Below are 12,674 nucleotides of genomic sequence, written 5' to 3' on the forward strand. Positions count from 1 at the left end.
CCCCCCCCGCGGGCCTGTTCTTTACAATTGATCCCCGGGGGGGGGGCGGGGGGGGGGGGGGGGGCCCCCCGCCCCCCACCGCCGTCTTTAGAAGTTGACGAGGAAGAACAGGCGCAGGCGGTCCAGCCAGTCGCCCGGCGGGTTGGCGCCGGCGTAGGCCGGGTCGTTGGGCTTGTAGTGGTACCAGATGGCGCTGACCATGGTCTTGGGCATCGGCGTGTAGTCCACCGTCAGCGAATGCAGCTTGTAGTTGGTGGCGATGCCGATGTTGTCGTTGGAGAACGCCGCCAGCACCGCATCCACGTCGGTCTGCGCATAGCCGTAGGTGAAGCGCCAGTCGCCCGGCCTGCTGGCGCGGCCGAGGCTGACGTCCACGCCGAAGCCGGTGTCCTGGTCGTCGATCGCGCCGAGGTTTTTCACGTAATCGCCGGTCACGCGCAGCGGCCAGCGCTCGTTGGCGCCCTGCCAGGTCAAGCCGCCGATGACATCCAGCAGGCGATAGTCCGAGAGATAGCCGCCACCGGGCCTGAGCCGGTTGGTGCGCCAGTCGCCCGCGTCGGCGGTGGACAGGTTGCCCAGCCGGTAGGCGTAGTAGCCGGCCGAGACATCGAACTTGAAGGGGCCGTGGGCGGGCGAATCGTAGCCGACCTGAGCGCCTCCCATGTAGCTTTCCGGCCCCGTCGCACGCTTGTCGATGGGGAACACCAGGGCGCCGGCGCGGAAGGCGCCGCCGCCGTCGAGCGGCGTCTTGTAGACCGCGCTGATGCCCTGCGGATTGACGTCGCCATCCCAGACCAGGTCGGTGCGGGCGAACGGCTGCGGAATCTTGCCGGCGTGGAGCTTGAGATCGCCGAGGTTGAACTGGACGTAGGCCAGGTCCAGCGATACGCGCAGTCCATCATCCCAATTGGAGAGCTGCACGTCCGTGCTGTTGGGATCGTTGTAGTCGCCGGTGGTCAGGCGTGCGCCGACGCCGATGCGGTCGTTCACTTCATAGGCCGCGCCGAGACGGCCGCGCAGCTGGCTGCTGTTGCTGGTTCCATTCGGCTTGGAATGATCGCCCTGCATGCGCACGCGCAGGTCGCCGCTGACCGTCAGGCGGTCCATGGCTGCCGGGGTCGCGGCGGCCACGGGCGACGCTGGCGCTGGCGCCGGTGCCGGCACCGGAGCGGAGGCGGCGGGGACGCCGGCGATGCCCAGGCGCGTCTCCAGCTTCTGCTGCGCCTCGGCGATGCGCGCCTGCTGCTCGCGCAGCTGGCGCAGCTGTTCGACGATCTCCTCGCGCTCCTGGGGAGTCAGCGACTGCGCCATCGCCGGCATGGCGCCCATCGCCAGCAGGCAGCCGGCCAGGGCCAGGCAGAGCCGCGAACGAAGTTCCGGGCGGCGTTGTTGCGGTGTACGGAAGAACGACTGCGACTGCATGAGCGTTTCCTCGTTTCATCCGCCGCCGTGCGTGCACGGTGCGGCTGTGGTCGATCATTGCCGGCACCGTCGTCCCCGGGACGGAAAGCGGGCGGGCGCGTTTTCCCCGCCATGGACGCATGGGAGGAATGCATCGCTGCGGTGGCGGTGATGCTGGCCGTGGGCCGCTGATATTCCGCTGACGATGGTTGCGCGGTGCAGATTGACTTGCGCGTTCCACCTGCCGCATAGCTATGCACGCGTGCAAAGTAGAAAGCGGACCTGTCATGAAGCTGACGTCCGCGCACGCGATGGGGAGGGACGATGGTGTTGCCTTTATCGGGATGCGGACATGCGGATACTGGTGGTTGAAGACGACGGCGACCTGGGCGATGCCGTCCAGCGCAGGCTCAAGCGCGAGGGACATGCCGTGGACTGGCAGCGCGACGGGCAGACCGCCGACGAGGTGCTGCGCTACCAGGGCTACGAGCTGGTGATCCTGGATATCGGCCTGCCGCGCCGCGATGGCTTCGCGATCCTGCGCGGACTGCGCGCCCGCGGCGACCGCACGCCGGTGCTGATGCTGACCGCGCGCTCGCAGATCGAGGACCGGGTGGACGCACTGGACGTCGGCGCCGACGACTACCTGTCCAAGCCGTTCGACATCCGCGAGTTCGATGCGCGCTGCCGCGCCCTGCTGCGGCGCTCGCAGGGCATCGCCTCGGGCGTGACCACCGTGGGCGCGCTGGTGTTCGACCGCGGCTCGAAGACGGTGATGCTCGCCGACACGCTGCTGGACCTGCCGCGCCGCGAATACCGCCTGCTGGAGATCCTGATCGGCAACCTCGGCCGCGTGTTGAGCAAGGAGGACATCTGTTCGCAGCTGTTCGACTTCGACGACGAGGCCGGCGCCAACGCCATCGAGGTCTACGTGGGACGGCTGCGTCGCAAGCTCGGCGCGCACCTGACCATCCGCACCATGCGCGGCCTGGGCTACGTCGCCGAAGCCGGCGACACCGTCCATGCGTGAGCGCGCCGGCTCGCTCAAGGCGCGCCTGGTGCTGCGCCTGGCCCTGCTGTTCCTGGTCGGCACGGTGGTGATGTACGTCGCCGCGCGGGTCTACGGCCTGCGCGCGGCCGATCTTTCCTACGACCGCCTGCTCGCCGGCTCGGCGCTGTCCATCGCCGAGACCCTCTCGGTGGATGGCACCCAGGTGCGCGTGGACCTGCCCTACGCCGCGCTGGACATGCTGTCGGCCGCGCCGGAAGACCGCGTTTTCTACCGCGTGCTTGGCCCCGACGGGAAAACCATCACCGGCTACGGCGACCTGCCCGGGATACCGGCGATGCACGCCGCCGAGCAGGAGCCTTCGGAAGTGCCGATACCGCGCTTCTTCGACGCGGGCTACCGCGGCGAGACCGTGCGCTTCGTGGTGCTGGGACGGCAGCTGGCGCAGCCCGGCCTGCGCGGCTGGGTATGGGTGCAGGTCGGGCAGACCCGGCGTGCGCGCGAGGAGCTGGCCAGCGACCTGCTGCTGGGCGCGCTACTGCCGATCACCCTGCTGACCATGGGCGCGCTCGGCCTGGCCTGGCTGGGCGTGGGCCGCGCGCTGCGGCCGCTGGAAGCGATCAGCGCCGACCTGGCCACACGCGAGCCGCACGATCTGCATCCGGTGCGCGTGCCGGTGCCAGCGGAAGTCGGACCGATGGTCGATGCGATGAACGGCTTCATGTACCGGCTGGAAGCGAACATCGACACCCTGCGCGCCTTCATCGGCGATGCCGCCCACCAGATACGCACGCCGCTGGCGGCACTGCGCGCGCAGGCGCAACTGGCGCTGGACGAGGACGAACCCGAGCAGATACGGAGCGGCCTGCTGAAAGTGGAACGCAATGCCGCGCGCCTGACCCGGCTGGTGAACCAGCTGCTCAGCGATGCGATGGTCATGCACCGCGCCGACGCCCGCGACTTCGAACCGCTGGACCTGGTGGAGGTGATCAAGCGCGCCCTGCGCGATGCGGTGCCGGTTTCGGACGACGTGCAGGTGGGCTTCATCAGCGATGCCGCGCAGGCGCCGATGCGCGGCGATGCGGTACTGCTGGGCGAGGCGATCAAGAACCTGGTGGACAACGCGATCCGCCATGGAACACGCGGGATGAGCGGCCCGGATGCCGAAGTGGAAGTGGTGCTGCGACAGACCCAGGACGGCTACCGCGTGGCCGTGTCCGACCACGGTCCGGGCATCGCGCCCGAGGATCGCGCGCGCCTGTTCCGCCGCTTCGAGCGCGGCGATACCCGGGCCGCGGGCGCCGGCCTGGGCATGGCGATCGTCTCGCGCGTGGTCAGGAGCCATGGCGGGACCATCGAACTGATCGACCGCGACGGTGGCGGCCTGACCGTGTGCCTGGAGTTCGGAGGAAGGCGATGAGACGTCTGTACTGGCTGCTGGCCCTTGTCGCGGTGGTGCCGCGCGCGGACGCCAAGGACTACCCGGCGCCGGGCGAGCCCGAAGGCAGCATCACGCTCTACAGCACGCTGGATACGGCGGTGTTCGAACCGCTGCTGGTCGATTTCCAGCGCTTGCACCCCGGCATCGGCGTGCGCTACGAGAACATCGACGCCACCCCGCAGTACGAGCGCTTCGTGCGCGAGGCCGATGCCGGCGTACGCGGCGCCGACCTGCTGATCAGCACGGCGATGGACCTGCAGGTCAAGCTGGTCAACGACGGCTATGCGGCCGTGCACCGCTCGCCCAGCGCCGGCGCGCTGCCGTCGTGGGCACGCTGGCGCGACGAGGCGTTCGACTTCACCTTCGAGCCGGCGGTCATGGTGTTCAACCGCGCGGCGATGAAAGGCCGGCGCATCCCGCAGTCGCGCGCCGAACTGGTCGACGAGATCCGCCGCGATCCGGCGTTCTGGCGCGGGCGCATCGGCACCTACGACATCTCGCGCAGCAGCGTGGGCTACCTGCTCGCCTCGCAGGACGTGCGCCACAGCAGCGAATTCGGCGCACTGGTGGAGGCGCTGGGCGATGTCGGCGTGCAGGCCGAGGAACATACCGCCACCCTGCTCGACCGCATCGAATCCGGCGAACTGGTGGCCGGCTACAACCTGCTCGGCTCGTATGCGCGCGCGCGGCCCGACGCCGCCCGGCGGCTGATGCTGGTGTATCCGCGCGACCACACGCTGGTGGTCGCGCGCACGGTGATGATCGCCCGCAACGCGCCGAACCCGGTCCTGGCGCATCGCTTCCTGGAATACCTGCTGTCGGTGCGCGGGCAGCAGCTGATGGCCGCGCGCTGCGGCCTGCCGCCGATCCGCAAGGAACTGGACGGCGTGTACGAGCGTCTCGGCGTCAACGAATCGCAGATCGGCGTGTTGCGCCCCATCGCGCTGGGCCCGGGCCTGCTGGTGTACCTGGACCAGCAGAAGCGGCGGCAGATGCTCGATACATGGCGGGTGATCCTGGACCGGCACAGCGCCCGCGAAGCGGGCCGGTAGCGCTTCCCCGCATCAATCGGCGCACTGGAGCGCGCGGAGGCGCGCTCCCATGTGCGTTTTCTGCAGCACTCCGCAGCGCGCAGGAGCGCGCTCGCCGGCGATGCCGATGCGCTCCTTTCCAGCACGTTTTCCGGCTGCCTTTGCTGCGTCGCAATGTCAGGTCATCGACAGCATGCGCTGCCTAGTATCGCCCCACGGTCGGGATGCCCCGCGCATCTGGCGGCCAGGAACAGGGGCGGCATGCGATGGCCGCGATCAAGGAAAACCCGGTGTCGGGAATGAGGAGCGGACGGTGCTGACCCTGCTTGGATTCGGAATGGTGATCGTGTTCATGACCCTGATCATGACCAAGCGGCTGTCGCCGCTGGTGGCCCTGGTCACGGTACCGATCCTGTTCGCATTGATTGGCGGATTCGGTGGCTCGGACCTGGGCAAGATGATGCTCGATGGCATCAAGACGCTGGCACCGACCGGCGTGATGCTGATGTTCGCCATCCTCTACTTCAGCATCATGATCGACGCCGGGCTGTTCGACCCGGTGGTCCGGCGCATCGTCAAGGCGGTGGGCGGCGATCCGCTCAAGGTGGTGATGGGCTCGGCGATCCTCGCCGCGGTGGTGTCGCTGGATGGCGACGGCTCCACCACCTACATGCTGGTCACCGCGGCGATGCTGCCGCTGTACCGCCGCCTGGGCATGGATGCGCTGAGCCTGACCTGCGTGTCCATGCTGGCCGGCGGCGTGATGAACCTGACCCCCTGGGGTGGGCCGCTGGCACGTGCGGTGAGCGCGCTGCAGGTCGAGGCCTCGGACGTGTTCGTGCCGATGATCCCGGCCATGGTGGTCGGCGTGGCCGGCGTGATCGGCCTGTCCTGGGTGCTTGGCCGGCGCGAGCGCGCACGCCTGGGCGTCATCGATCTCGACGGCGCGGCGGAAAGCGGCATCGGCGCGCTGCTGTCGGCCGACGAAGGCGCCCAGCGCCTGAAGCGCCCCCGGCTGCTGTGGCTCAACGCGCTGCTGACCGTCGCGTTGATGACCTGCCTGATCCTGGGCGTGCTGCCGCTGTCGGTGCTGTTCATGGTGGCCTTCTCCATCGCCGTGGTCATCAACTACCCCTGCGTCAAGCTGCAGCGCGAGCGCATCGCCGAACATGCGCAGAACGCGATGCCGGTGGTCGCGGTGATCTTCGCCGCCGGCGTGTTCACCGGCATCCTGTCCGGCACCGGCATGGTCCAGGCGATGTCCGACAGCTTCCTGGCGGTGATCCCCGATGCCTGGGGCCCGTACCTGGCCACCATCACCGCGGTGGCGAGCATGCCGTTCACCTTCTTCATTTCCAACGACGCCTTCTACTACGGCGTGCTGCCGGTGGTCTCGCAGGCGGCCGGCAGCTACGGCATCACCCCGGTGGAGATGGCGCGCGCCTCGCTGATCGGCCAGCCGGTGCACCTGCTCAGCCCGCTGGTGCCCTCGACCTACCTGCTGGTCGGGCTGGCGAAGGTGGAGTTCGGCGACCACCAGAAATTCACCTTGAAGTGGGCGGTGCTGATCTGCCTGCTGATGTTGGTTACCGCGATCGTCGGGGGCGTCTTCCCCTTCTTCGCATCCTGATGGAGCTGTGCAACGCGGAAGCCGCCGCACGTCGCGGTGGCTCCGGCAACAAGGACAAAACTCATCATTGATTGCCTTGGGAGGGGGAATCGTGAATCGAATGAATCTGCTGGCGATGGCCATCATGCTGGGACTGGCGCAGGGCGCCGGTGCCGAGGAAGCCAACGCGCCACAACCGGGCGAACCGCCTGCCACGCATGCGGGCGGCCATGACGCCACCACCCTGGATGCGGTGACGGTGGATGCGAAGTTCATCGCCCAGGGCGCGAAGAGCGCGATGAAGCAGGAGCTCACCGTGATGGAGACGCCGTATTCGGTGTCCGGTTACGGCGATGCCTTCATGAAGGCGATCGAGACCACCAGCATCGCCGATCTGTACAACTACATGACCGGCGTGCGCCGTGGCGGCAACAGCGGGTACGACATCTCGATCCGCGGCTTCAAGACCACCCAGGCCGACAAGAACGCGATCATGGTCGATGGCATGCCCGGCGTCGCCGGCCGTTTCGGTTCGCCGCCGACCTTCGCCGCCGAGGGCATCGAAGTGGTGAAGGGTCCGGCATCGATCCTGTATGGCGCGGCGCAGCCGGGCGGCTTCGTCAACATCATCACCAAGAAGCCCAAGGCCCAGTCCGCGGCCCTGATCGACGTGCGCGCGTCCACCTTCGCCGGCGGCGGCCTGTCGGCGGGAGACGCCAACGGCTACAACATCGGCGTCGATTTCACCGGCCCGCTGGACGCCGAACAACGCCTTCTCTACCGCCTGGTAGGCGAATACACCGACAAGGACGGATTCCGCCGTGGCAGTTTCGACGAAGGCAAGTACATCGCGCCCAGCCTGAGCTGGCATGCAACCGACGCGACCGTGCTGAACGCGGCCTTCGAGTACCGCACCCGCAAGAACGCCTACGACAACAACCAGCTGGTCGCGCCGGACAAGGACGCCAGCAGGATCGCCGACATCCGCACCCGCTACCAGGAGCCGGGCGACGTGGCCGACGAGAAAGCATGGTCGGGCACGTTGTCGATGTCGCATTACTTCCACAACGGCGGCACGCTCAACCTGGCCACGCGCAGCGTGCGCGGCGAGGACCACGCACGCGGCTTCGACAACGTCGGGGTACTGGCCGATGGCGTCACCCTGCGCCGTCGCGCGCGCGGACAGCTGAACAAGCGCAACTACGACTATTTCGACGGCAATTTCGCCCTGCCGTTCAACACCGGCGCCATGGAGCACAAGTTCATCGCCGGCGTGACCTACGGCGTGGATACCACCGATTTCGAGCGCCTCCAGTTCTATGACTGCCCGGCGGTGGCCACCCACCCGTGCAATGTCAACGTCTACAACCCGGTGTTCGGCGTGACGCCGCCGCTGTCCAGCTACCCGACCGGCCCGGTCAACCGCCGCTTTACCCGCAACACGTCCGCCGGCGTCTATGTCTCGGACCTGGTGAGCCTGTCCGACTCATGGAAGCTCAACCTCGGCCTGCGCTACGCCAGGGAAAAGCAGCGGACGGAAGAACGCAAAACGCCGCCGCTGACGGTCAATTCGACGTCCTCCACGGCGGTGCTGCCCACCGTGGGCGTGCTGTTCCACCCGACCCCGGCATGGACCCTGTACGCCAGCTACGCCACCTCCTACGTTCCGCAGGCCGCCGGCGTGCAGGACGCAGCCGGCAACCCGAACCCGTTCGATCCGCAGGAAGGCCGCCAGTACGAAGTCGGCGCCAAGACCGAGCTGCTGGACAACCGCCTGACCGCGACGCTGGCGGTGTTCGACATCGAGAAGAGCAACACGCTGGCGTCCATCGCCTGCAATGCCGGCGTCGGCGGCACCTGTTCGCAGCAGGTGGGTGCCGAGCGTTCCAAGGGCGCGGAACTGGAACTCAACTTCCAGGCCACCGACAACCTGCAGGTGATCGGCGGCATCGCCTATACCGATGCCTATGTGTCGAAGACCTATGCGGCCCGGACCGCGCCGCTGGTCGGCGCGCAGCTGACCAACTCGGCGTTGAAGTCGGCCAACCTCTGGCTGCGCTACGACTTCCCGGAAGGCGCGCTGCGCAACCTCGGCATCGGCGCCGGCGCCAGCCACAGCAGCGCGGTGGCCGGCAGCCTGCCGACCCTGGCCGATCCGCGCGTGCTGGTGCTGCCGTCCTACACCGTGGCGGACGTGGCCTTCTACTACAAGCTCGGCGGCCGCTACGACCTGACCCTGAAGCTCGGCAACGTGTTCGACAAGCGCTACTACGAAGGCGTCAACTCGACCACCAACGAGAACGGCGTGGTGCCGGGCGTGCCGCGCAACATCACCTTCTCCGTGAGGATCCCGCTGTGGTGACCATCGACAGCATGAACCGGTCGTTGCTGCTGGCAATGGCGCTGGGCATCTGCGGCGCGGCGCACGCCGCTGCGCCGGCCGGCCCGGTGGAATGGCTGGAAGCGCCGCTGAAGACCAACGTCCCGCAGACCGAGGAAGAGAAGGAAGCGGGCAAGCGCCAGGGCCGCACGCTGCCGCGGCCGGAACTGCTGCAGCCGACCGTGGATGCGGCGCTGCCGGCCTATGTGCCAAGCAAGGCAAAGCTGACCGGCAGCTTCAGCGGCGGCTCCTCTGACGTTATGGTGGACCTGGTCGGACGCTGGTTCGAACGCTTCCGCCAATACCACCCCAAGGTGGAACTGAGCATCAGGCAGCCGTTCGCCGGCAGCCTCGGCACCAAGGAACTGATCAATGATGCGGCCGACTTCGTGTTCGTCTCGCGCGAGCTCAAGCCCGAGGATCTGAGCGAGTTCGACGCGCGCTTCGGCTATGCGCCGACCAGCATCCCGATCTCCGGCGGCAGCTACCGGCACTATGGCTTCCTGGATGCGATGGGCTTCTTCGTGCATCCGGACAATCCCATCGGCCAGCTCAGCTACGAGCAGATCGACGCGATCTTCTCCAGCACCCGCCATCGCGGCGGCGCGCCGATCACCACCTGGGGGCAGCTCGGACTGACCGGCGAATGGGCCGACAAGCCGATCCAGGTGCATGCGATCAAGCCGTGGAACGGCTTCGAGGAATTCATCCGCCAGCGCATCCTCGACCACGGCGGCAAGCGCGGCGAATGGCGCGAGGACCTGCACTACGAGAAGCTGGTGTTCCCGCTCGCCACCCAGGTCGCTTCCGACCGCTACGCGCTGGGCTATTCGGGCCTGGCCTACATCGACGCGCCGGTACGGATGCTGTCGCTGGTGCAGGAAACCGGCGGCGAGGCGGTGTCGCCGAGCTACGAGAACGTCGCCACCGCGCGCTACCCGCTGGGGCGCCTGGTCTATTTCAACGTCAACAAGGCGCCGGGCAAGCCGTTGCCGCCGGCACTGGAGGAGTTCCTGCGCTTCGTGCTCAGCCGCGAGGGCCAGGCCGTCGTGCGCGAGCAGGGCGTCTTCCTGCCGCTGCGCGAGTTCCAGGCCGCGCAGGGCCGCGCGGCGCTGGAAGGGAAATGACATCGCGTGCCACCGGCACACCCATCGAAAACACGGGGAAGAAAATGAAAGCGATCACGGGAGTTCTTGGCTCGCTGTTGCTGGCGACCGCACTGATGCCGGTCACCGCACCGGCGCAGGAATACAAGGTGCTGGGCACGCTGTCCGGCGCCGCAGCATCGCCGGCGCAGGCATTGAAGGTGGACGAAGCCGGACGCCGCCTGTACGCGGGCCGCCAGGGCGGCGTGGATGTGTTCGACATCGACAGCGGCGAGCGCAAGGGCACGATCGCCGTGAATGGCGCGGTCGGCGGCATCGCGCTCGCACCCGATCTCGGGCGCGGCTACGCCAGCAGCGCCGATGGCGGCAGCGTGCTGGTGTTCGACCTGCAGAGCCTGGCCGTGCTGCAGACCGTCCGTTCCGGCGGCAGCGAACCGCGTGAGCTGGAATACGACCCGGCGCGCGGCGTGGTCTATGTCTCCAACGCCGGCAACGGCCAGCTGGCGGCCCTGGATGCGAAGAACGGCGCCAGCCGCGGCAGCCTGAAGCTGGGCGGACGCCTGCGCGGCGCCTCGGTCGATGGCCGCGGCAACCTGTTCGTCGCCGACGAGGCGAAGGACGTGCTGCACGTCGTCGACACCGCCAAGCTCTCGCCGCTGGGCGCCATCTCGGTGTGGCCGGGCAAGGCGCCCACCGCGATGGCCAACGACGTCAAGGAACGCCGCATCTACGTCTCCACCGGCAACGGCAAGATGATCGTGGTCGATCCCGATCCGGGCCAGATGCTCGGCGTGGTCGAAACCGGCGGCAAGGGCGCGGCCGGCGTCGCCATCCAATACGCGCCGGCACGGCTGGTGCGGCTGTTCATGCCCAATGCCGACGGCACCCTGGACGTGGTCCAGAACGCCAAGCTGACCCCGTCGCTGGAGGCCAGCAAGGCCGGCATCGGCGGCGGCAGCGCCGCCGCGTTCGACGGCAGGAGTGGACGGGCCTTCGTCAGCGGCGCCGACGGCGTCCTGGTCATCGGCAAGTGACGGCATACGGGGAAACCATCATGTTGAAGAATCTGCAGCGCATCACCCTGGTCACCGCGTTCCTCGTCACCGCGCCGGCACTGGCGCAGGAGGTCCGCGACGACGCCCTGAAGGGCAAACAGATCCTGTTCGTCGTCGGCAAGACCGCCAAGGACGCGCCCAACGACGATCCGCTGATCCGCGACTACCTGGGCACGCTCGGCGCGCAGGTGACCACCGCCTCGGCCACCGATCCGGCCACCGCCGCCAACGGCAAGGACCTGGTGCTGATCTCCTCCACGGTCAATGCCCGCGAGCTGGGCAACCGCTACCGCGACCTGCACACGCCCATCGTCACCTGGAGCGCCTACAGCTTCCCGCTGCTGGGCATGACCGGCGACAAGCTGCACGAAGACTTCTCGGTGGTGCGCGAGAAGCCGTTCCACAACGAGAACCATGCCGACTACTACGCGCATGCCACCAGCTCGACCAATCCGATCCTGCGCGCGGCGCGCATTCCGCACGGGATGTTCGCGCCGCTGCTGTTCAGCGGCGGCGTCACCGACCCGAGCTGGGGCAAGCCCAGCCGCGGCGCCGACATCGCCGTGGTGTTCGGCGGCGAGCTCGACCAGGCGGCGGTGTTCTCCTATGAACGCAACGCGCTGATGATGGGCGACGCGGTCGCACCGGCCCGCCGCGTCGGCCTGTTCCTGGGCAACAACAGCTGGTCGATCCTGTCCGACGCGCAGGGCCCGGCGGCGCAGGATCCCAAGGAGTTCGCCTGGTTCGGCGGACGCCGCCTGTTCGATGCCGCCCTGCGCTGGGCGGTCACCGCGCCGCAGGCGCCGGTATCGGCCTCGCCGGCCCAGCAGCGTGCCACGCTGGCCAACCTGGCCAAGGGCAAGAAGGTGCTGTTCGTGCGCCGCTACGACCTGCCGTGGCCGGAGAACGAGGCTTCCGACCAGGCGCAGCTGGTCTGGCTGAAGTCGCTGGGCTTCGAGGTGCACACCGCCGACCACATGGAACCGGACAGCCGCGCGCAGGGCATGGACCTGGTGATCGTCTCGGCCAGCACCAACAAGTACAAGCTGGGCATCAAGTACGCCGACGTGAAGATTCCGGTGATGCTGCTGGAAGCCAAGGCGGTGGACGCGCTGGGCATGGTGAGCCGCCGCCGCAACACCGACTACGGCGTCAACGACCACAAGGAAAGCCTGTACCCGCCGGAGAACTACGTGGACGTGGTGCGCGCCTACCACCCGATCGCCGCCGGCATGCCGGCCGGCCAGTTCAAGCTCTACACGACGCCGGGCGTGCTGGCCTGGTCGCGTCCGCCGGCCGGCGCGCAGGTGATCGCCACCATCCCCAACCAGCCCGAGCACGCGACGATGTTCGCCTTCGAGAAGGGCGCGACCATGGCCAACGATGCGGTCGCACCGGCACGCCGGGTGCTGTTCCCGCTCGATGCGCCGCGCTTTCCCGACCTGACCGACGACGGCCAGCGGGTCTACGGCGCCGCATTGGCCTGGCTGTTGACCGCGCCCTGACCGCTGCTCCTCCCCACCGGGGGGGGGGGGGGGGGGGGGGGGGGGGGGGGGGGGGGGGGGGGGGGGGGGGGGGGGGGGGGGGGGGGGGGGGGGGCGCGGGGGCGGCGGGGGGCCGGGGCCGCCCCCCCCGCGCCCGG

At 68.6% G+C, this 12,674-nt stretch carries 9 protein-coding genes; 8 read left to right on the forward strand and 1 reads right to left on the reverse strand.

The window, feature by feature from the left end; all coding sequences use genetic code 11:
- Positions 1-87: 87 nt before the first annotated feature.
- The gene (locus tag QMX80_RS15300; protein ID WP_282277937.1) at positions 88-1,422 is read right to left on the reverse strand and encodes a putative porin; all 1,335 of its coding nucleotides are present in this window, start codon (positions 1,420-1,422) and stop codon (positions 88-90) included.
- Positions 1,423-1,753: 331 nt separating this feature from the next.
- On the opposite strand from QMX80_RS15300, the gene QMX80_RS15305 reads away from it, so the two are divergent.
- The 8 genes from QMX80_RS15305 (at position 1,754) to QMX80_RS15340 (ending at position 12,537) form a co-directional block, all read left to right on the forward strand.
- A complete protein-coding gene (locus QMX80_RS15305) occupies positions 1,754-2,431 on the forward strand; it encodes a response regulator transcription factor (RefSeq protein ID WP_055766744.1) in 678 nt (225 codons plus the stop codon).
- The gene (locus tag QMX80_RS15310) at positions 2,424-3,830 is read left to right on the forward strand and encodes a sensor histidine kinase (protein WP_282277940.1); all 1,407 of its coding nucleotides are present in this window, start codon (positions 2,424-2,426) and stop codon (positions 3,828-3,830) included. Before QMX80_RS15305 ends, QMX80_RS15310 begins: the two co-directional genes overlap by 8 nt.
- The gene (locus QMX80_RS15315; RefSeq protein ID WP_282277941.1) at positions 3,827-4,903 is read left to right on the forward strand and encodes an ABC transporter substrate-binding protein; all 1,077 of its coding nucleotides are present in this window, start codon (positions 3,827-3,829) and stop codon (positions 4,901-4,903) included. Before QMX80_RS15310 ends, QMX80_RS15315 begins: the two co-directional genes overlap by 4 nt.
- Positions 4,904-5,195: 292 nt before the next feature.
- Positions 5,196-6,512, forward strand: coding sequence for a CitMHS family transporter (locus QMX80_RS15320; protein ID WP_055766749.1), 1,317 nt, complete (start codon positions 5,196-5,198; stop codon positions 6,510-6,512).
- A 100-nt stretch (positions 6,513-6,612) separates the two neighbouring features.
- Entirely contained in the window at positions 6,613-8,853 is a 2,241-nt protein-coding gene (locus tag QMX80_RS15325; RefSeq protein ID WP_282277949.1) for a TonB-dependent receptor, read from the forward strand.
- Complete coding sequence (locus QMX80_RS15330) at positions 8,850-9,998, forward strand: substrate-binding domain-containing protein (RefSeq protein WP_282277945.1); 1,149 nt, start codon at positions 8,850-8,852, stop codon at positions 9,996-9,998. The genes QMX80_RS15325 and QMX80_RS15330 overlap by 4 nt, the downstream gene beginning before the upstream one ends.
- A 44-nt stretch (positions 9,999-10,042) precedes the next feature.
- On the forward strand, positions 10,043-11,011 hold the full coding sequence (locus QMX80_RS15335; RefSeq protein ID WP_273081191.1) for a YncE family protein: 969 nt from the start codon (positions 10,043-10,045) through the stop codon (positions 11,009-11,011).
- Positions 11,012-11,031: 20 nt separating this feature from the next.
- Positions 11,032-12,537 carry a hypothetical protein gene (locus QMX80_RS15340; RefSeq protein ID WP_282277947.1) on the forward strand — a complete coding sequence of 502 codons (1,506 nt, stop codon included), beginning with the start codon at positions 11,032-11,034 and terminating at the stop codon, positions 12,535-12,537.
- The last annotated feature ends 137 nt before the right edge of the window (positions 12,538-12,674 follow it).

This window comes from Stenotrophomonas sp. PS02297, from assembly GCF_029959705.1.
Classification (GTDB): domain Bacteria; phylum Pseudomonadota; class Gammaproteobacteria; order Xanthomonadales; family Xanthomonadaceae; genus Stenotrophomonas; species Stenotrophomonas nitritireducens.

Coding starts and splice junctions, on each gene's coding strand:
- QMX80_RS15340 (WP_282277947.1), top strand. CDS start 11,032: ATGTTGAAGAATCTGCAGCGCATCACCCTGGTCACCGCGTTCCTCGTC.
- QMX80_RS15300 (WP_282277937.1), bottom strand. CDS start 1,422: ATGCAGTCGCAGTCGTTCTTCCGTACACCGCAACAACGCCGCCCGGAA.
- QMX80_RS15335 (WP_273081191.1), top strand. CDS start 10,043: ATGAAAGCGATCACGGGAGTTCTTGGCTCGCTGTTGCTGGCGACCGCA.
- QMX80_RS15325 (WP_282277949.1), top strand. CDS start 6,613: ATGAATCTGCTGGCGATGGCCATCATGCTGGGACTGGCGCAGGGCGCC.
- QMX80_RS15310 (WP_282277940.1), top strand. CDS start 2,424: ATGCGTGAGCGCGCCGGCTCGCTCAAGGCGCGCCTGGTGCTGCGCCTG.
- QMX80_RS15305 (WP_055766744.1), top strand. CDS start 1,754: ATGCGGATACTGGTGGTTGAAGACGACGGCGACCTGGGCGATGCCGTC.
- QMX80_RS15315 (WP_282277941.1), top strand. CDS start 3,827: ATGAGACGTCTGTACTGGCTGCTGGCCCTTGTCGCGGTGGTGCCGCGC.